At 68.7% G+C, this 19,716-nt stretch carries 13 protein-coding genes; 9 read left to right on the top strand and 4 right to left on the bottom strand.

All coding sequences use genetic code 11. The features are described 5' to 3' along the window. Positions 1–64 precede the first annotated feature (64 nt). From ABEA82_RS17795 to ABEA82_RS17770, 6 genes are all read left to right on the top strand, one after another. Positions 65–1,876 (top strand): ABC-F family ATP-binding cassette domain-containing protein, encoded by a 1,812-nt coding sequence (locus ABEA82_RS17795; RefSeq protein WP_345662504.1) that lies wholly within the window; start codon positions 65–67, stop codon positions 1,874–1,876. Between the two features lie 192 nt (positions 1,877–2,068). Next, positions 2,069–3,868 carry an outer membrane protein assembly factor BamB family protein gene (locus ABEA82_RS17790; RefSeq protein WP_345662503.1) on the top strand — a complete coding sequence of 600 codons (1,800 nt, stop codon included), beginning with the start codon at positions 2,069–2,071 and terminating at the stop codon, positions 3,866–3,868. Positions 3,869–3,938: 70 nt separating this feature from the next. Further along, on the top strand, positions 3,939–5,786 hold the full coding sequence (locus ABEA82_RS17785; RefSeq protein ID WP_345662502.1) for an outer membrane protein assembly factor BamB family protein: 1,848 nt from the start codon (positions 3,939–3,941) through the stop codon (positions 5,784–5,786). A 236-nt stretch (positions 5,787–6,022) separates the two neighbouring features. After that, complete coding sequence (locus ABEA82_RS17780) at positions 6,023–6,715, top strand: helix-turn-helix transcriptional regulator (RefSeq protein WP_345662501.1); 693 nt, start codon at positions 6,023–6,025, stop codon at positions 6,713–6,715. A gap of 403 nt (positions 6,716–7,118) precedes the next feature. After that, positions 7,119–11,660 (top strand): RICIN domain-containing protein, encoded by a 4,542-nt coding sequence (locus ABEA82_RS17775; RefSeq protein ID WP_425588530.1) that lies wholly within the window; start codon positions 7,119–7,121, stop codon positions 11,658–11,660. Next, positions 11,657–12,376, top strand: coding sequence for a hypothetical protein (locus ABEA82_RS17770; RefSeq protein WP_345662499.1), 720 nt, complete (start codon positions 11,657–11,659; stop codon positions 12,374–12,376). The genes ABEA82_RS17775 and ABEA82_RS17770 overlap by 4 nt, the downstream gene beginning before the upstream one ends. 93 nt (positions 12,377–12,469) lie before the next feature. On the opposite strand, the gene ABEA82_RS17765 is transcribed toward ABEA82_RS17770, so the two are convergent. Together ABEA82_RS17765 and ABEA82_RS17760 are read right to left on the bottom strand one after the other, a co-directional pair. Further along, positions 12,470–12,784 carry a hypothetical protein gene (locus ABEA82_RS17765; RefSeq protein WP_345662498.1) on the bottom strand — a complete coding sequence of 105 codons (315 nt, stop codon included), beginning with the start codon at positions 12,782–12,784 and terminating at the stop codon, positions 12,470–12,472. Positions 12,785–12,802: 18 nt separating this feature from the next. Beyond that, positions 12,803–14,482: a sodium:solute symporter family protein gene (locus ABEA82_RS17760; protein WP_345662497.1), complete on the bottom strand. Its 1,680-nt coding sequence runs from the start codon at positions 14,480–14,482 to the stop codon at positions 12,803–12,805. Positions 14,483–14,646: 164 nt separating this feature from the next. On the opposite strand from ABEA82_RS17760, the gene galT reads away from it, so the two are divergent. Genes galT through galK form a run of 3 tightly spaced genes read left to right on the top strand, consistent with a single transcriptional unit; the run spans position 14,647 to position 17,882 of the window. After that, complete coding sequence (gene galT / locus ABEA82_RS17755) at positions 14,647–15,708, top strand: galactose-1-phosphate uridylyltransferase (protein WP_345662496.1); 1,062 nt, start codon at positions 14,647–14,649, stop codon at positions 15,706–15,708. Beyond that, the gene (gene galE / locus ABEA82_RS17750) at positions 15,705–16,667 is read left to right on the top strand and encodes a UDP-glucose 4-epimerase GalE (protein ID WP_345662495.1); all 963 of its coding nucleotides are present in this window, start codon (positions 15,705–15,707) and stop codon (positions 16,665–16,667) included. The genes galT and galE overlap by 4 nt, the downstream gene beginning before the upstream one ends. Before the next feature lie 27 nt (positions 16,668–16,694). Next, positions 16,695–17,882 carry a galactokinase gene (gene galK, locus ABEA82_RS17745; protein ID WP_345662494.1) on the top strand — a complete coding sequence of 396 codons (1,188 nt, stop codon included), beginning with the start codon at positions 16,695–16,697 and terminating at the stop codon, positions 17,880–17,882. A gap of 55 nt (positions 17,883–17,937) precedes the next feature. On the opposite strand, the gene ABEA82_RS17740 is transcribed toward galK, so the two are convergent. Beyond that, complete coding sequence (locus ABEA82_RS17740) at positions 17,938–19,014, bottom strand: hypothetical protein (RefSeq protein ID WP_345662492.1); 1,077 nt, start codon at positions 19,012–19,014, stop codon at positions 17,938–17,940. Then, the gene (locus ABEA82_RS17735; RefSeq protein WP_345662491.1) at positions 19,011–19,661 is read right to left on the bottom strand and encodes a hypothetical protein; all 651 of its coding nucleotides are present in this window, start codon (positions 19,659–19,661) and stop codon (positions 19,011–19,013) included. The genes ABEA82_RS17740 and ABEA82_RS17735 overlap by 4 nt, the downstream gene beginning before the upstream one ends. Positions 19,662–19,716 lie beyond the last annotated feature (55 nt).

Raw genomic sequence — 19,716 nt, 5'->3', positions numbered from 1 at the left:
CGGCCGGAGCACCCCGCGGCCCGACTACCCTGGAGAGTCGATCGTCCCGCCTGTCAGGAGAGTAATGGCCGTCAACCTGGTCAATGTCGAGAACGTCAGCAAGGTGTACGGCACCCGCGCCCTGCTCGACGGGGTCTCCCTCGGCGTCTCCGAAGGGGACCGCATCGGCGTCGTCGGCCGCAACGGCGACGGCAAGACCACGCTGATCCGGATGCTCGCCAAGCAGGAGGAGGCCGACACCGGGCGCATCACGCACTCCGGCGGACTGCGCAGTGGTGTGCTCACCCAGCACGACTCCCTCGACCCCGAGGCCACCGTCCGCCACGAGGTCATCGGCGACATGGCCGACCACGAGTGGGCCGGCGACGCCAAGGTCCGGGACGTGCTGACCGGCCTGTTCGGCGGGCTCGACCTGCCTGGATTCCCCGCGGGGCTCGACACCGTCATCGGGCCGCTGTCCGGCGGTGAGCGGCGGCGTATCGCGCTCGCCAAGCTGCTCATCGAGGAGCAGGACCTGCTCGTCCTCGACGAGCCCACCAACCACCTCGACGTCGAGGGCATCTCCTGGCTCGCCCGGCACTTGCAGAACCGCCGCTCGGCCCTGGTGTGCGTCACCCACGACCGCTGGTTCCTCGACCAGGTGTGCACGCGCATGTGGGACGTGCAGCGGGGCGCGGTCTACGAGTACGAGGGCGGCTACTCCGACTACGTCTTCGCGCGCGCCGAGCGTGAGCGCATCGCCGCCACCGAGGAGGTCAAGCGGCAGAACCTCGTCCGCAAGGAGCTGGCCTGGCTGCGGCGCGGTGCGCCCGCCCGGACCTCCAAGCCGCGCTTCCGCGTCGAGGCCGCCAACGAGCTCATCAAGGACGTCCCGCCGCCCCGGGACAGCAGCGAACTGATGAAGTTCGCGTCCTCGCGGCTCGGCAAGACCGTGTTCGACCTGGAGGACATCACCGTCCAGGCGGGCCCCAAGGTCCTCCTCAAGCACGTCACCTGGCAGCTCGGTCCGGGCGACCGGATCGGTCTCGTCGGCGTCAACGGGTCCGGGAAGACGTCCCTGTTGCGGGCCATGGCCCAAGCGGCCCGGACCGACGGCGAGGCACAGCCCGCCGGCGGGCATGTCCGCGTCGGCAAGACCGTGAAGCTGGCCTACCTCTCGCAGGAGGTCGCCGAACTCGATCCGAACACGCGCGTGCTGGAGGCCGTGCAGCAGGTGCGCGAGCGGGTCGACCTCGGCAAGGGCCGCGAGATGACCGCCGGGCAGCTGTGCGAGACGTTCGGCTTCGGCAAGGAGAAGCAGTGGACGCCGGTCGGTGACCTGTCCGGCGGCGAGCGGCGGCGGCTCCAGCTGCTGCGCCTGCTCATGGACGAGCCCAACGTCCTCTTCCTCGACGAGCCCACCAACGACCTAGACATCGAGACGCTGACCCAGCTGGAGGACGTCCTCGACGGCTGGCCCGGCTCGATGATCGTCATCTCCCACGACCGGTTCTTCATCGAGCGCACCACCGACCGGGTGTTCGCCCTGCTCGGCGACGGCACCCTGCGGATGCTGCCGCGCGGCATCGACGAGTACCTGGAGCGCCGACAGCGCATGGAGGAGGCCGCGGCCGCCTCCTCGGGCCCCGCCTCCGCGCCGCAGACCGCGGCCCCGGAGAAGAGCGCCGCCGACCAGCGCGCCGCGAAGAAGGAACTCCAGAAGATCGAGCGGCAGCTCGACAAGGTCTCCGAGAAGGAGACCAAACTGCACGCGCAGATCGCGGACAACGCCACGGACTTCGCGAAGGTGGCCGAACTGGACGCCGAACTGCGCGAGTTGGTCGGGCAGCGCGAGGAGCTGGAGATGCGGTGGCTGGAACTCGCCGAGGACGCGTGAAGGGTGCGTGAAGGCGCGTAACGACGGCATCACGGGCCGGTCCTCCCTTGGGAACAGGGGGTGATCGGCCCGGTGCGCTGTCGGAACCTGGTGATAGAAAGAGTCGTCTTAGAACTTTATGAAGCGACTCTGAGCTCATCGCGTACCTCAGGGCGTGGCTAAAAATCAGTGATCGAACGGGGGAAACCGCTGATGACCCAGCCGCCCGGTCAGCCGCCGCAAGGTGGTTTCGGCGCACCGCAGGGCCAGCCGCCGCAGGGTGGTGGTTTTGGAGCACCGCAGACTCCGCCACCGCCGCAGGGCCCGCCTCAGACGCCGCCGCCTCCGCAGGGCCCGCCGCAGCCGGGATACGGCTACCCGCAGCAGCCCGGACCGTATGCGCAGCCGCAGCAGCCGGGTCCGTATGCGCAGCCGCAGCAGCCGGGTCCGTATGCGCAGCCGCAGCCCGGCCCCTACGGCCAGCCGCAGCAGCCCGGACCGTACGGCCAGCCCGGCTACGGCTACCCGCCGCCGCAGCCGCAGTACCCGGGCGGGCCCGGCACCCCGCCCCCCGGGGGCGGCTCCGGCAACCCCTTCAAGGGCAAGCCCGCCCTGATCATCGGCGCGGCCGTCGCCGCGCTGCTCGTGGTCGGCGGCACCGTGTGGGCGGTCACCGGCGGCGACGACGGCAAGGGCAAGAAGAAGCCCGTCGCCCAGCAGAGCGGCGACGGCAAGCAGGGCGCCTCCCCGGTCAACCCCGGTGACGGCGACGGCGACGGCGGTGAGGACCCGGAGAACCTCAACGAGGGCCGCCAGGCCGGCGAGGCGAAGGTCCTCTGGTACAAGGAGGGGCCCGACGCGCCCGGTTCCGGCGCCGAGGCCCCCGGCATGTGGATCACCGACAAGACGGCGGTGAAGGCGGCGTACAAGCAGCTCCTCGCCTACAACGTCGGTGACGGCAAGCCCAGTTGGGACCCGATCACCTTCCCGCAGAAGATCTGCGCGACCACTCCGGAGAAGACCTCCGACGACAAGATCATCGTCGCGTACATGAGCGGCAGCAGCGACCGCGCCGAGTGCAACCAGCTCCAGGAAATCGACCTGAACACCGGGGAGAAGGGCTGGAAGCAGGAGGTCGCCGACGGCGCCCTGTTCGACTCCACGCTCTCCGTCGAGCTGACCGTCACCGGCAAGACGCTGATGGTGGGCCGTTCCCAGTCCGGCACGGCGTACGACATCACCAACGGCGACAAGCTCTTCGACAAGAAGCGCTACGGCGCGTCCTGCTTCCCCACCGCGTTCGCCGGCGGCGAGAAGCTGATCGCCGTCTCCTCCTGCGGCGCCGGAGGCACCAACGAGCACGACGAGGTGCAGCAGCTCGACCCGCGCACCGGCAAGGTCGAGTGGACCCAGAAGTTCGACAAGGGCTGGCGGGTCGCGCGCACCTACTCCGTGAGCCCGCTGGTCGTCTACAGCACCAACGAGGACAAGAAGGCCTGGAACATCTCCACCTTCACCTCCGGCGGCAAGTTCCAGTCCCAGGTCGGCTTCGACGAGGACTTCGCCCCCGAGTGCGGCTGGGCCATCCTCGAGCGCGACCTCCAGGGCTGCCAGGGCGTCGCCGCCGACGACACCACGCTCTACCTGCCGACCGAGGCGACCACCGGCGCCAACGAGATCGTCGCGGTCAACCTCGCCACCGGCAAGGAGAAGTGGCGCGTGAAGTCCCCGGCCGACGAGTCGATGCTGCCGATGAAGATCGAGGGCGACAAGCTCATCGCCTATGTGGAGCCGTCGTACGACGCGGGCGGCCAGGTCGTGTCCATCCCGACCGGCGGCAGCGGCCACAAGCCGGTCAAGCTGCTCCAGAACCCACAGGGCGCCGCGGACATCGAGAACGGCTTCTTCTCCAAGGACATCGACTGGGTGGACGGGCGCTTCTACATCTCGAGCACCCGGCTGAGCGGGAACGACGACACGAAGGAGAAGTTGATGCTCGCCTACGGCAAGTGACTCTTCCTCCTCTGTTCCTCCTTCTCGAACTCCCCTCGTCGTCCGTCCCCTTCCCCGAGGTACTCACGTCATGACCCAGCCGCCGCCCCCGCCGCCTCAGCAGCCCGCCCCCGGCGGAGGCTTCGGACCGCCTCAGGACCAGCCCCCGAATCTCGGGAAGGCCCCGGAGCCGCAGCCGGGGTACGGCTATCCGCAGGCACCGCAGACGCCGCCGACTCCACAGGCACCGCAGACACCCCCGGCTCCGCAGACGCCGCCCGCACCGCCCACGCAGCAGCCGACGCCGGGATACGGCTATCCGCAGGCCGCTCCTCAGCCGCCGCAGGCTCCGGCCGGTTACGGCTATCCGGCACAGCAGCCGGGGCCGTACGGGCAGCCGCAGCAGCCGCCTTACGGGCAGCCGGGTTACGGATACCCGCAGGCGACCGTGCCGCTCCAGCCGCAGCCCGGTCAGCCCGGTCAGCCCGGCGGGGGCGGGAAGTTCAACGCGCAGCTGGCCATCATCGTCGCCGCGGTCGTGGCGATCGCCCTGATCATCGGCGGCGGTGTCTGGTACTCCTCGTCCAAGGACGACGGCAAGGACGACACCGCGAACTCCAGCGGCGGAAACGGCGGCACGGACGAAGGCAACGGCGGCACCAGCCCCGGCGGCAAGGAGAAGGCACCGGCCGACCCCGCCTCCAAGGTCCTCTTCCAGATCCCGGCACCCGAGGTGAAGAACGACAGCTCGATCGTCGTCTCCGGCTCGTGGCTCACCGACAAGGCGTACGTCAAGAGCGGCATCGCCGAGATCAACGGCTACGACCGCGACAAGGGCAGCAAGCTGTGGACGATCCCGCTGTCCGGCCCGGTCTGCCAGGCCAGCCGCCAGGTCACCGACGACAACCTGACGGCGATCCTCTACCAGCCCGCGATGCCCACCAAGGCCGAGCCCTCGCACGGGTGCAGCCAGGTCGCCCTGATCGATCTCGACGCGGGCAAGAAGCTGTGGACCAAGACCGCCAAGACCGGTGACCAGCTGATCAGCTTCGACAACGTCACGATCAGCGGTGACACCGTCGCCGCCGGCAGCACCAGCGGCGGCGCCGCCTTCGACGTCTCCGGCAAGCTCCTGTGGAGCCCCAAGCCGAGCGACTCCTGCTACGACGCCGGGTACGGCGGCGGCGAGAAGCTCGTCGCGGTGCGCAAGTGCGGTTCGTACGAGCAGCGGCAGCTGCACATCCAGACCATCGACCCGAAGTCCGGGAAGGTGATCTCGGAGTACCAGATGGCCGAGGGCATCGAGTACGCGAGCATCGTGTCGACCAACCCGCTCGTCGTCGCCGCCGACGTCGGTGACTCCGCGGGCGACGGCAGCGGCATCTCGGACTTCTTCTCCATCGACAACAAGACGGGCAAGCTGCGCACGCGCATCTCCGCGCCGGGCAAGCAGTTCGCCGCCCGCTGCGAGGGCGTCAGCCGCGTCGAGTCCTGCAACCAGCTGGCCGTCGGCAACGACCGGCTGTACATCCCGACCGAGGAGCACGACGGCGAGGGCGAGGAGTACAGCCAGACCAACGAGATCGTGTCCTTCGACCTCGCCACCGGCAAGCAGACCGGGCAGCGGGCGGACGCGGGTAACGGCTACACCATCTCGCCGCTGCGCATGGACGGCGGAAACCTGATCGCGTACAAGCGGCCGCCCTACGACAAGGGCGGGCAGATCGTGAGCCTCGACGGGGGCGACCTCAAGCAGACCAAGCTGCTGGAGAACCCGGCGACGGAAGCGGTGCGCGACGTGGAGGCCAGGATGTCGCCGGACTACTCCGAGTTGCTGTTCGCCGACGGGCACCTGTTCATGTCCAAGGTGTTCGCGAGCAAGCCGTCCGGCAGCGCGACCGAGAAGGAGTACCTCGCGGTGGGCTTCGGCACGAGCTGATCGTTGCACGGCTGCTCGTTGACCGAATGAGTGCCGGTTCGGCCCCGTCCCTGTTCAGGGGCGGGGCCGTTCGCGTGGGTCCCGTCAACCTCTCATGACAGGAATTTCGGTGATCGGGGCGATTCTCGCCGGTAGGGGGAGCGCAACGTCGAACAAGCGTGTAGCTTCCGGGGGCATGAAGGCGGGGAGCCGGGGGGCTTCCATCTGGGGGACCGGGGTGACTGGGGGGTTACTCGATGGGAGTGCGGCTCATGGTGGTCGACGACCACCGTTTGCTGGCCGAGGCGTTGGCCTCCGCGCTGAAGCTGCGGGGGCACCGGGTGCTGGCCGCGGCGGCGCCGGCCGCGGGGGCGGCGGAGCTGGTGATCACGCGGGCGCCGGAGGTGTGCCTGCTGGGAACGGCGACACCGGCGGAGCCGGGGATCTTCGACCCGGTGGTGCGGATCAAGCGGGAGCGTCCGCAGGTGGCGGTGCTGGTCCTGGGGCCGGTGCCGAGCCCCCGCGGCATCGCGGCGGCATTCGCGGCGGGAGCCTCCGGCTACGTCCGGCACGACGAGCGCATAGAGGGCGTCGAGCGCGCGATCATGAAGGCCAGGGCCGGTGAGGCGGCGGTGGCGCCGCAGCTGCTCCAGGGAGCCTTCAGCGAACTGCTGAACCCGGCCGCCCAACCGGACGACGAGGGCCAGCGCCTGCTCCAGCTCCTCACCCCTCGGGAGGTCGAGGTCCTGGTCCGCGTCGCGGACGGCGAGGACACCCGCCTGATCGCAGCAGGCATGGGCATCGCCCCGTCGACGGCCCGCACCCACGTCCAACGAGTCCTGATGAAACTGGGCGTCGGCTCCCGCCTGGAGGCAGCGGCACTGGCTGCGCGCACGGGGTTGCTGGACAGGGCGGGCCCGGTGACCCGGGCCCCGGGGGCGGAGGCCTGACCGGCTGTACGCCGAGCGGTATGGCACGGTTGGCTTCTGGTCGATCTCATCCCGGCGTGGCCCCCTGACCGACGCCGTTTTCACGGGACGTACACAGTAAATCCCCAGGTGATACGGGATCTTGTGCCCGCCGGGTCGGTGAAGCCCTATGGCTCCCTTCGCGCCATACCGCTCCGGCCTCGAAGAAACGCCCTGGTTGGTTCGAACTCCTGTACCTAAAGTGATCGTCGCGCCGGAGGAGCTGACCACTCCGCCACAGCGCGTGTCATCGGCGACCGGGGGGACACCGTCGCCACGGGGAGGCTGCACCGTCATGCCGCGAAGCCGGCTCTTCACGCATCTCCTCCGCCCCGTCTGACGGGCACCCCCGGACGCCTTCCTTTGCGATGAGGGGGATGCTTTCTTGCGCCCAAGACCCGGGCCTTTCCTGCCCAGAACCCGTTTCACGCCCAGATCGGGCCGACCCCGGTTCCTGACCTCTGTCGTCACATCCGCGGTGGCCGTGGCCGTACTGGCCGGCTTGGCGGTCCAGCCCGATGTGCTGGATCGGCTCACCGGCACGGAGGCAGCAGCCCCGGCGGCCGACTCGAACGACTGGGCCGACGACACGGCCGCCGAGCAACTGCGGCAGGACCAGTGCTTGATGGCGGAGGTGCTCCGCCTGGGTGGGCCGTCCATGACCGCGACCGCGCAGGACGGGCTCAACCAACCGCCGGACAAGCTGCACGCCCTGGCCGACCGGAAGTACTGGGAAGACACCCAGCTGGCCGTCGCGTACAAGCGGGACAGGGACGCGGCAAAGAAGGAGCTCGATGCCGCCTACGCCCTTCGGGACGAGTGGGCCAAGCCCTTGGATGGCCTGGAGACTCCCGGCGGGTTCACCGTCACCGGTTTCCACTGGCCTCCTGGAGGGCCAGGTGATGAGGAGAAGGACTTCCACAGCCAGACGGGTCTGACCCAGTGGATCGCCGACAGGTTCTGGAAGCAAGAGGGCGACTTCTACGAGGACCCCACACCCAAGGCCGACGAGAAGACCTTGAAGGTCGTCACCGATCAGGGCACCCCGCTCTACGGCGAGAAGCCATATGACCCGGACCTGCCCAACGAGGAGCGGCAGCGGCAGTACGAGGAACATCGCGCGTTCGAGGCCTTCGTCAGTACCTTTGGCGGCAAGGGCGCCGATGACGCCCGTCTGTTCCTGACCTCGGGCGGCTTCCCCCGCACCGCGCCGGAGCCCGGTACGGCGGAACACCGGATCGCGGTCGAGGACCTGAAGACCAGATACGCGTCATGTGCCTGGCGGGATCCGATCGACCCGAACAGGGCCCTGGGCGGCATAGCCGACACGGCCGCTTCGGAGTGGCAGCGGGAGATCACCTCGCAGGCCACCCAGCGCAATCAGATCCTGAATGCCGGCAAGGGCGCCACCAATGCCCTGGCCGCCGGCGCGAAGGCGTTGGGGAACCTGCTGGGGCACTCGTGGGTCGCCGACCGTCTGGTCCGTTGGCAGGACTACTGGGCTCCCGGCGGTGCGGGCTGGATCGGTGACTCCCCGGCTGTCATCCAGGTCGAGGCGGCCGAGGGCAAGTGCCTGGACGCGGAGGGCGGTAAGACGACCTCCGGCACCCCAGTGCAGATCTACAACTGCAACAACGCCTTGGGGCAGCAGTGGCGGCTTCGCGCTGCTTCCAGCGACAGCTACGCCCTCGTCAACGTCAAGTCCGACAAGTGCCTGGACGTCGAGAACAGCAACCCTGCCAACGGCACGAAGATCCAGATCTGGACGTGCAACGAGAGCGCGGCGCAGGAGTGGAAGTTCGACGTCCGCGCCGTCAGCGAACTGCGCAACGTGGTCACGGACAAGTGCCTGGACCTGCACAAGTTCGACAACAGTCAAGACTCCTGGCTGTGGACGTGCAACGGCACGAACCCGCAGAAGTTCCGGATGGTCCCCAAGGGCCACGAGGGCGCGGGCACCCAGTTCTATCCGGACAAGGCGCAGTTCGACCAGGCCAAGAAGGGCGTCGCGGCGGCGCAGGCGCAGGCGAAGAAGCAACTCGATGTTCTCAAGGCCCAGCTGGCGGTGGCGCAGAAAAACGCCACCGCCACTGACATCGCGCAGCAGGCCGCGTACGCCGTCGCCGACGAGGCCGGTGCCCCGCGCGGCCGGGGCCTGCTGGTCGGCCAGCAGAAGGCCCAGGTCACCAAGGGTGCGGCAGCGGCCCTCGAAGCGATGGTGAAGGCCGGCACGACCGCCGAAGCCGCCACGCGCGCCTCCGCCGGTGACAGCGCGACCATCGCACAACGGGCCCTGGCCCAGGCGGCTCAGTCGAAGGCAGAGTTCCGCAAGGCCGCCGCAGCGGTGGCCGAGGCCCAGGCGAAGGCCGCGGCCGACGGCGCGAAGGTGCACCGCGACAACGCCAAGAAGGACAAGGAGACCGCCGAGGCCAAGCTCGCCGAGGCGCTGAAGGCCGAGGGCGAGGCCAAGGCGGCCGCCGCCGAGGCCCACGCCAAGCGCCTGGCCGCCGAGGCCGAGGAGAAGACGGCCGAGGCGGAGAAGAAGACGGCCGCGGCCAAGCAGGCCGAGGCCGCCCAGCACCGGAAGAACGCCGAAGGGGAGGCGGCAAAGGCCAAGGACGCCAAGGACAAGGCCGAGGCGGCCGAAGGCACGGCGGTCGAGAAGAAGAACGCCGCGGTCACGGCCCGCGACCACGCCAAGGCCATGCGGGACGACGCATGGGACGCGGAGCAGAAGGCCGACGCGGCCCGAGCCAAGGCCGACGCCAAGGCCGCCTACGCCGACTCCCTGGAGGCCGGCGACGCGGCCGAAGGCGCCCGCGCCGCGGCCGATGCGGCGGACAAGCACGCCGACGACGCCGAAGCAGCCGCCACCCGGGCACGTTCCGAAGCGGACGCAGCGACCAAGGCTGCCGCAGACGCCGACGCGGCAGCCACCCGCGCCGAGGCAGCCGCCAAGCGCTCCCGCGCGCACGCGGATGCCGCCCAGGCCGCGAAGCTGAAGTCCGACGCTGCGGTGAAGACCGCGACGAGCGCCGCAGCAGAGGCCATTGACGCCTCCGAGCACGCCTCCTCCGAGGCCAAGACGGCGGTCGCACTGGCCGACGAGGCGGAGAAGCAGGCCAAGACCGCCAAGACCCATGCGGACGCGGCGTTCAAGGAGGCCGGCAAGGCACTGGCCGCCTCGGCGAAGGCGGCGGGCTTCGCCCATGTCACCGCACAAGCCGCCGTGGACGCAGGCAAAGCCGCAGCCCAGGTCGCCAAGCCCGCCAACGACGCCATCCAGCTCGGCTCGCCCTACGTCGACACCGACTCGGCCGCCGGTCTGGTGGTCCTCACCGGCCAGGCGTCCAAGACGATCGCCGACCAGCAGAAGTCCGTCGCCGACGCCCACGCCAAGAACGCTGCGGCCGAAGCCTCAGCCGCCAAGAACCTCGCCGACCAGGCGAAGGGAGACGCCAAGGCCGCCTACCAGCACGCCGCCAACGCAGCCGGCCACGCCTCGGACGCCCGCACCTACGCCAAGGAGGCCCTCGGCTACGCCGCGGACGCCGCCAAGGCCGCATCCAAGGCAGCCGCGTCCCTCGCCCGCACCGTCGAGTACAACCGCCAGGCCACCGAGGACGCCCAAGCCGCCGACCAGGCAGCAGGCCGCGCCGAGAACCACGCCAAGAACGCCCGCGACTCGGCCGACCAGGCAGCCCTCGACGCCGAAGCCGCCCGCACTGCCGCCGCTGCGGCCGAGGAAGCCGCCAAGGACGCCCGGGCAGCGGCCAACCGCGCCGATGCCGCCGCGACTGAAGCCGAGGAAGCGGCCAAGGACGCGCAGAAGTACGCGGACGAAGCGCAGGAAGCAGCGGAGTCCGCGGAACGGAAGGAAGCCAATAAGAACGTCTCATCAGGGTCCGGGACCAGCGTCGAACGTACGTTCTTTGTCCTCGACAAGATCGAGCTCGTCGAACAGCCCAAGCAGCTCAACGGATGCACCCTCACGCTCGATGGTTGCACCGTGACGTTCGAGTTCCACTTCGACGCCCACGTCAGCTACTACTACTGCGCCAACCCAGACGTGCCCGCCACCGAGGCCGGCTGTCCGAATGCCGACACGTTCTTCCTCACCTCGGACACGAAGAAGGGGATGAAGGAGGAACGCACCTACCACTTCAGCTTCTGGGAGGTGGAGAAGGCCGGGCTCAAAAACCTCGCCGGGCTCGCGGCCAGCCTCGGCTACGAGATGTTCGTCAAGGACTTCGCCGACTGCTACCACAAGGCGACGCCCAGCGAGGACGGCGGCACCGGATCAGGGTGCGCGTGGGCAGCGGCGGCCTTCGGCGGTCCCACGATGGCGGCGAAGTTCGCCAAGGCCATCAAGCTCGCCGAGCGGGTCGAAGACGCCATCAGGACCGGCCGGGACGCGGAGAAGGTCCTGGCCGAACTGAAGAAGATTTACGGTGAGAGCGTCACTGCGGACAAACTCGCGGATGCCACCAGTGAGGCCGGCATGGGGCTTCGCCTGTCGATCCGTATGGTGGAGCGTGCCAAGGCCGCTGCTCCCGGCTTGGACATGAGGTATGTGAACAAGCTCAAGGAAGCCGGGATCGACTTCGACCAGAAGAGCCTCTTCTGGGTGGTCCCGTACTCCCGGCCAGGGATGCCGCTCGCGTGGCTCGACGGCGGCGACGTGAAGAAGGGCCTCGTCCACGTCGTCTTCCGCCACGGAGGAGACTTCGCCCAGCGTGGCGTGCCGATCGAGGAGATTCCAAAGCTCCTCAACAAGGCACTGAGTGAGGGGAAGATCGTCGGCCACCAGACCCCGACCAGGCCGATCTTCGAGACGGTGTACAACGGGACATCCCAACGGGTGGCCATCACCATCGGCGAGCACGGCCAGAACAAGGGACGGGTGATTGGAGCGAATCCGGCATGACTCACAGGGATCCTGAGCACCTCCTCGTACGGGCCCGTGGCGACGGCTCACCGCTGTACGCCACGGACGCCGGGGCGTACGCCCGAGTCGAGGACTTCACCCGCACTCTCCCGGTCGCCGACCACGCACTTGGACTGCCCGACGACGTCGTGCGCAGGCTGACCGAATGGAACCGGGCCCGTCCCACCGACGGCTTCGAGGCCCGCCCGGCCCTGCGCAAGCACGTGAAGCAAGGTTTGGAGATCGCCCGGCTGGTGGCGAAGCACCTCGGGCCCGGCTGGGTGGTCCGCTTCTGGGACGAACGGCACCAGGAGGAGAAGTTCGTGTGCTGGGGGTGCGAGCGGCTGCACTGGACCGTCGACGCCCATGACGCTCCACCCCACCCGCTCGACATCACCGTCGAGGGCGAGTACGGCCTGTATCCCTTGCACGCGGAGGGGTTCGGCAGCCTGGCTCCGGACGATCCTGCTGCCGCCCTCCATCTGTCCGATGATCTCGTGACGGCCTTCTACCAGTGGAAGGGGGCGATCGAGACGACGCTGATGAACGACGGCGACGACGATGAGTGGCAGCGCCTGTTCGAGGAAGGCAGGGACCTGTCGGAGCGTCTTGCCCGGGAGCTCGGCCCGGCTCGGACCGTAACGTACCGAGGCATCGCCAACGGTGGTCTCGCCGCGATGACGTCGGTCACCTGGCGGGGCGACCACCAGTTGTAGCTGCCCGTCGGCGGCAGCCGGTGGAGCGGAACGGGGCCCTCCCCTCCGCTTCACCGGCAGGCGACGCCCAGTCGCGCACCCGCGCGCCCGCCATCACTCCCTCGGTTCACCCTCCGGCACACCCCCCGGCGGCGGCGGAGCCACGGGCCGGAGCTTCAGCCACACCAGGAAGAACAGGCCGAGCACCAGCATGCCCAAGCCGGTCCACAGGTTGATGTTGACCCCCTCCGCCTTGTCGATGTCGGCGTCGGACGCCGTGAGGCCGGCGATCGTGACGATCACCCCGTAGATCACGAACAGTCCGCCGATGATCCGACGGATGTCGAACAGCTTCGCAGCGGTCGCCGACTTGCCCTCCAGGTCGGTGACTTCCCGCTGCACGTCCTTCTCGGAGTAGAACTCGGACATCTCTCAATCCTCCGTCGGTCAGAACGAGAAGGGGATGTAGCAGGCCGCGGCCAGCACGACCGCGCCCCAGCCCAGCAACGCCGGCTTGCGGTACCAGGCCTCGTCCCCGGGCGCCGGTGGCTCCGCCATGCCGGGGGAGGTCGTGCCGTAGACCAGCCCCTGGAGTTCCTCGGCCGGCTTCGGCGCTGTGAAGAGCGACACCGCCACCATGACGACCGCGCCCGCGACGAACCCGGCGATCGCGGAGACGAAGTTGGCGCCCTGGTCGGAGGGGATCTCGACGATGTCCTGCTTGTAGAGGACGAAGTAGTTGACCATCGCCGCGGTGGTGCCCGCGATCAGCCCCCAGAAGCCCGACTTCATGGAGGCCCGCCTCCAGAACATGCCGATGATGAAGACGACGAACATCGGCACGTTGAAGAAGGAGAACAGCGTCTGGAGGTAGGCCATGATGTTCGAGAAGGACCTCGCGAGGAACGCCGTGCCGATGGAGGCCAGGACCCCGACCGCGGTGATGAGCCGGCCGAAGCGCACGTAGTACTCGTCCTCGCGGCCCCGCACCACGTACTTCGCCCAGATGTCCGTCGTGAACACCGTGTTGAACGACGACACGTTGGCCGCCATGCCCGCCATGAACGCCGCGAGCAGACCCGTCACGGCGATGCCCAGCACACCGTTGGGCAGCAGCTGTTCCATCAGGTACGGGATGGCGTCGTTGTACTGGAGGTCGGAGCCGGACGTGCCGATCTTCGGGACGAGTACGGCCGCGACCAGGCCCGGGATCATGACCAGGAACACGATGAAGATCTTCGGGAACGCGGCGATCAGCGGGGTCCGCTGCGCCGCCGAGAGGTTCTTCGCGGACAGGGCGCGCTGCACCTCGGCGAAGTTCGTCGTCCAGTAGCCGAAGGAGAGGACGAAGCCGAGGCCCAGGACGATCGTCAGCCAGTTCGCGCCCAGCGGGTTGTCGCTGCCGATGCCCGTGCCGCCCCAGGAGGTCATGAAGTCGGCGCCGTGGGTCTTGGTGAGGGAGTCGGACAGGCCGTCCCAGCCGCCGACCTTCTTCAGGCCGAGCACGGTGATCGGGATGAGTGCGGCGAGGATGACGAAGAACTGGAGGACCTCGTTGTAGATCGCCGAGGACAGGCCGCCGAGCGTGATGTACGCCAGGACGAAGAAGCCGGCGACGACGATCGCCACCCACTCCGGCCAGCCCAGCAGCGCCTCGACGACGATGGCCAGGGCGTAGAGGTTGACGCCGGCGATGAGGATGGCGGCGAAGGCGAAGAGGACCGAGCTGAGGAGGTGCGCGGCCCGGTCGAAGCGCAGCAGCAGGAACTCGGGGACCGAGCGGACCTTGGACCCGTAGTAGAAGGGCATCATCACCAGGCCGAGGAAGACCATGGCCGGGATGGCGCCGATCCAGTACCAGTGCGTCGTGTAGACGCCGTACTGCGCGCTGTTGGCGGCCATGCCCAGGATCTCGGTGGCGCCCAGGTTGGCGGCGACGAACGCGAGACCGGTGACCCAGGCGGGCAGGGAACGGCCGGAGAGGAAGAAGTCGAGGCTGGTCTTCACCGAGCGCCGGGCGGCGAAGCCGATGCCGAGGACGACGACGAAGTAGATGCCGAGGATCGTGTAGTCGAGCCAGTTCGTGGGGAGACGTAGCTCGGCTGCCAGATATGTGGGGGTTTGCACTAGCCCTCGCTTCGTTGCGTGAACCGATACCTCGCGGAATTTACGCCTCCACGTTCAGTAACTGAACCGTTCTGATGATGCTCTTTGTTGGATCGTGATGTTGACGATTGAGAGAGTGGCTGTTTTGATATGTTGGGTTATGTTTGAAGGATGAGGAGTCCGGCGTGAAGAAGACCTCGACCCGGCTGGCCGACGGTCGCGAGCTCATCTACTACGACCTGCGTGACGACAGCGTGCGGGACGCCACCGACCGCCGCCCGCTGGACCGCACCGTCACCACGTCCGAGATCCGCCGCGACCCCCTGCTCGGCGACTCCGTGGCCATCGCCTCGCACCGCCAGGGCCGCACCTACCACCCGCCGGCCGACGAGTGCCCCCTGTGCCCCTCCGAGGGCGACCGGCTGAGCGAGATCCCGGACTCGTCGTACGACGTCGTCGTGTTCGAGAACCGCTTCCCCTCGCTGGCCGGCGACTCGGGCCGCTGCGAGGTCGTCTGCTTCACCTCCGACCACAACGCGTCCTTCGCCGCCCTCTCCGAGGAGCAGGCGGGCCTCGTGCTGGAGGCGTGGACGGACCGCACGTCGGAGCTGTCCCATCTCCCCTCCGTCGAGCAGGTGTTCTGCTTCGAGAACCGGGGTGCCGAGATCGGCGTGACCCTCCAGCACCCGCACGGGCAGATCTACGCCTACCCCTTCACCACCCCGCGTACCGCGCTCATGCTCCGCTCCGTCGCGACCCACAAGGAGATGACGGGCGGGGAGAACCTCTTCGACGCCGTCCTGGAGCGTGAACTCGCCGACGAACGAGTCATCCTGGAGGGTGAACACTGGGTGGCATTCGTGCCTTATGCGGCGCACTGGCCATACGAGGTCCACCTGTACCCCAAGCGCCGCGTCCCCGATCTGCTCGGCCTGGACGAAGCCGCGCGCACAGAGTTCCCCAAGGTATATCTGGAACTCTTGAGGCGTTTCGACCGGATCTTCGGTGAGGGTGAGCCTCCGACGCCGTACATCGCGGCCTGGCACCAGGCCCCGTTCGGCGCGCTGGAGGAGTTCGACGGGGTCGTCCGTGAGGACTTCGCGCTCCACCTCGAGCTTTTCACCATCCGCCGCACTTCCGGCAAGCTGAAGTTTCTCGCGGGTTCCGAGTCCGGCATGAACGTGTTCATCAACGACGTGCCGCCGGAGCGCGCGGCCGAGCGACTGCGAGAGGTAGCGAGTTCATGAGCGGGAAGTACCTGGTGACAGGCGGCGCGGGATACGTCGGCAGCGTGGTCGCCCAGCACCTGCTGGAGGCGGGGCACGAGGCCGTCGTCCTGGACAACCTCTCCACCGGCTTCCGTGAGGGCGTTCCGGCGGGCGCCACCTTCATCGAGGGCGACATCCGCGACGCCGCCAAATGGCTGGACTCCTCGTACGACGGCGTCCTGCACTTCGCCGCGTTCTCGCAGGTCGGCGAGTCGGTCGCGAAGCCCGAGAAGTACTGGGACAACAACGTCGCCGGCACCATGGCCCTGCTGGCCGCGATGCGCGAGGCGGACGTCCGCACGCTGGTCTTCTCCTCCACGGCGGCGACCTACGGCGAGCCGGACGAGGTCCCGATCGTCGAGTCGGCGCCCACGTCCCCCACCAACCCCTACGGCGCCACCAAGCTCGCGGTGGACCACATGATCACCGGCGAGGCGGCGGCACACGGCCTGGGCGCGGTGTCCCTGCGCTACTTCAACGTGGCCGGGGCGTACGGCGAGCACGGCGAGCGCCACGACCCCGAGTCCCACCTCATCCCGCTGGTGCTCCAGGTGGCACAGGGCAGGCGGGACTCGATCTCCGTCTTCGGCGACGACTACGCGACGCCCGACGGCACCTGCGTACGCGACTACATCCACGTGGCGGACCTCGCCGAGGCCCACCTGCTGGCCCTGAAGGCCGCCACCCCCGGCGAGCACCTCATCTGCAACCTCGGCAACGGCAACGGCTTCTCGGTCCGCGAGGTCATCGACACGGTCCGCCGGGTCACGGGCCACCCGATCCCCGAGGTCGTGGCCCCGCGCCGGGGCGGCGACCCGGCGGTCCTGGTGGCCTCGGCCGCCACGGCCCGCGAGAAGCTGGGCTGGAACCCGTCCCGCGCGGATCTCGCGGGAATCGTCGCCGACGCGTGGGACTTCGCGCAGCGGCGCGGCAACTAGAACGTACGGAAGGGTCAGGGGTCAGGCATGAGCGAGGCTGTTGCCGACACGGTCGCCGAGGCGGTCGCCGAACGGTTCACGGAGCTGTACGGCGCCGAGCCGCACGGCGTGTGGGCTGCGCCCGGCCGCGTCAACCTCATCGGCGAGCACACGGACTACAACGACGGCTTCGTCATGCCGTTCGCCCTGCCGCACACGGCGGTCGCGGCGGTGTCCGCCCGCGAGGACGGGGTGCTGCGCCTGCACTCGGCGGACGTCGAGGGAGCCGAGGGAGGAGTCACCGAACTCCGCCTCGACGACCTGGCCCCCGAGTCGGACAAGAACTGGACGGCGTACCCGGCGGGCGTGGTCTGGGCCCTGCGCGAGGCCGGGCACGCCGTCACGGGCGCGGACATCCACCTCGCCTCCACCGTCCCGTCGGGCGCGGGCCTTTCGTCGTCCGCGGCCCTGGAGGTCGTGGTCGCACTCGCCCTGAACGACCTCTTCTCCCTCGGTCTGAGGGGCTGGCAACTGGCCCGCCTCTGCCAGCGCGCGGAGAACGTCTACGTCGGCGCTCCGGTCGGCATCATGGACCAGACGGCGTCGGCGTGTTGCGAGGCGGGCCACGCCCTCTTCCTCGACACCCGCGACCTCTCCCAGAAGCAGATCCCCTTCGACCTGGCGGCCGAGGGCATGCGCCTCCTCGTGGTCGACACCCAGGTCAAGCACTCCCACAGCGAGGGCGAGTACGGCAAGCGCCGCGCCGGCTGCGAGAAGGGCGCGGCCCTGCTGGGCGTCAACGCCCTCCGGGACATCCCCTACGAGGAGCTGGACGCGGCCCTCGCCCGCCTCGGTGACGACGAGGAGGTCCGCCGCCTGGTCCGGCACGTGGTCACGGAGGACGAGCGCGTCGAACGTGTGGTGTCCCTGCTGGAGTCGGGAGACGACACCCGCGCGATCGGCCCGATCCTGGTCGAGGGCCACGCATCGCTGCGGGACGACTTCCGCATCTCCTGCCCCGAACTCGACCTGGTCGTCGACACGGCCCTCGCCTCCGGCGCCCTCGGCGCCCGCATGACCGGCGGCGGCTTCGGCGGCTCGGCGATCGTCCTCACGGAGGAGACGGACGTCGACCCGATCACCAAGGCAGTGACCGAGGCCTTCACAGCAGCGGGCTTCACGACACCCCGCGTCTTCGAAGCGGTCCCGTCAGCGGGCGCCCGCCGCCTGCGCTGACCCGCCTGAATGCCGGACGCCCTCATCGCGAGGGCGCCCGGCATTCCCGCATGCGTCAGCGGTTGACGGACTGGATCTCCTGGACCGTCATCGCCTGGGTCGTCTCGAAGGTCCCGTCGGGCAGATCGCCCTGCGCGCCTCCCGATCCCTCCCAGGAGATCTGCCAGGTGATCGACGCCTTGAGCTGGTATGGCGCGCCGGTCGTGGCGCGGAGATACCGGATGCCACACGGCGGAGTCCGCCTCGCATCGCCCTTGGTGTACGGCGTACCGATGGAGCCGTCGTCATTGATCGCGCAGTCGCCGGAGGCCGGATAGGTCTCGGCGTCCTCGGTGCCCGGGTTCAGGTGCAGGGCGACTGGCTTGGCCGTGGTCTCCGCCCAGACGCCGGCGTCGGGCAGTTCGGCGCGGACCTTGACCTCCTTGAAGGCCGCCTTGTCCAGCCACACCCAGGTCGGCAGGTTCACGGTCGACCTGACTGAGGGCTTCAACTCGACCTCGGTCTGCGGCACGTTGATCTTGTCGTACGCGTAGCCGGCCAGGACGTCAGGGGTGGGAGCGTGGTCGTCGGCAGGGAGAGTGTTGGAGTTCTGCCAGAACAGGTTCCGCTCGCAGGCGGCGGACTCGGGGTCGTCTTCCCGGTTCTTGTTGACCACTCCTCGCCAGAACATGCCTTTCTTGCCCAGGTTGTAGTTCTTGTAGCTGAACCCGCTGTCGGTGTTGTCCTGCCCCTTCTCGTAGTGATCCACCATCAATTCCTCCCCCCAGCTGAGTGTGGGGGTGACGGGCACCAGATTTTCGTTGGGGTTCTTCTTCAGGCGGTCCACTGCGCTCTTGAGCTGCTGAGGCGTCGCCACGGGCTCGTACCAGCACGCCGGAGGCTCCCAGTTGGGGTCCACCGGGGCGAGCGACTTGGTGGAGCCGCCCGAGGTACCACCGCTGACCTGCTTGACCTTGATGCCTGTGGTGGTGGCCGAAGCGGTCAGCGTGTTGCCGGATGCAGCGCCAGACGCGTCCCCCGAGGACGGCGGCTCGATGCCGTCATCTCCGAGGGCATACGCCGCTGTGGAGGACAAGACCACTGCGCAGAGTGAGACGGTGACCAGAGCGCCCGCCTTCGCAGCCAGCCTCATCGGCTGCATCCACCTGCCACCACGGTCACGGACGTTGTCTTCCACACGCCCTGCGAGGTCTTGTCCAGCCGGGTTCGATACTGGAGGACCGACTCGGGCTTGTCCGGAGTTTTCACGACTTTTCCGGTCTTGCGGTTCTTCGTGGAGGCCTGGCGCTCGTCAACGCAGTAGAAGAGGACGCCGGATCCGGTGTCGCTGATCAGAGCCTTGGGGTTGAAGGCAGTGACCTTGCCGATGATGTCGTCGTCGTCCTGGACGAACTGCTTGATCCACTTGCGAGCAGATACCTGGGTGGCTTCCGAGCTGTAGAAGGCAACTGCCTGGGAGTTCAGATCCGAGTTGATGACTGCGGCGTACTTCGCCCGCAGTTGCTCGCGGCCGTCGTTCAGGATCGCCTGAAGCTTCGGATCGCTGTTCGTCCAGGTCTGGAAGTCTGCCTGAAAGTCCTTGGAGAGCGTGATCTCCGGCCGCTTGACACCGCCCGGCGAAGTCGAGGCGGCGGGGCTGGCCGACGTCTTCCCGTCTCCACTGTCCGCACCCTCGATCGGGTCTGAGGTCGAGTCGCCTCCTCCCGACCCGCATGCGGTCATCAACACGGCCATGGATGCGGTGAGCACGGCTGCGGCGAGCCGGGCGGGGCGATTCACGTGGGACTCCCGTTGAGGTGAAGTTAGCTCAAGCGAAGCAACGTTATCCGAGCTC

Source organism: Streptomyces venetus (genome assembly GCF_039540295.1).
GTDB classification, from domain to species: Bacteria; Actinomycetota; Actinomycetes; order Streptomycetales; family Streptomycetaceae; genus Streptomyces; species Streptomyces venetus.
Note: the sequence above shows the minus strand (reverse complement) of the source record. Positions and strands in the feature narration are given on the sequence as shown.

What these genes read in the sequence shown, in the direction of transcription:
- ABEA82_RS17795 (WP_345662504.1), top strand. Translation starts at nt 65, where the DNA reads ATGGCCGTCAACCTGGTCAATGTCGAGAACGTCAGCAAGGTGTACGGC.
- ABEA82_RS17790 (WP_345662503.1), top strand. Translation starts at nt 2,069, where the DNA reads ATGACCCAGCCGCCCGGTCAGCCGCCGCAAGGTGGTTTCGGCGCACCG.
- ABEA82_RS17785 (WP_345662502.1), top strand. Translation starts at nt 3,939, where the DNA reads ATGACCCAGCCGCCGCCCCCGCCGCCTCAGCAGCCCGCCCCCGGCGGA.
- ABEA82_RS17780 (WP_345662501.1), top strand. Translation starts at nt 6,023, where the DNA reads ATGGGAGTGCGGCTCATGGTGGTCGACGACCACCGTTTGCTGGCCGAG.
- ABEA82_RS17770 (WP_345662499.1), top strand. Translation starts at nt 11,657, where the DNA reads ATGACTCACAGGGATCCTGAGCACCTCCTCGTACGGGCCCGTGGCGAC.
- ABEA82_RS17765 (WP_345662498.1), bottom strand. Translation starts at nt 12,784, where the DNA reads ATGTCCGAGTTCTACTCCGAGAAGGACGTGCAGCGGGAAGTCACCGAC.
- galE (WP_345662495.1), top strand. Translation starts at nt 15,705, where the DNA reads ATGAGCGGGAAGTACCTGGTGACAGGCGGCGCGGGATACGTCGGCAGC.
- galK (WP_345662494.1), top strand. Translation starts at nt 16,695, where the DNA reads ATGAGCGAGGCTGTTGCCGACACGGTCGCCGAGGCGGTCGCCGAACGG.
- ABEA82_RS17740 (WP_345662492.1), bottom strand. Translation starts at nt 19,014, where the DNA reads ATGAGGCTGGCTGCGAAGGCGGGCGCTCTGGTCACCGTCTCACTCTGC.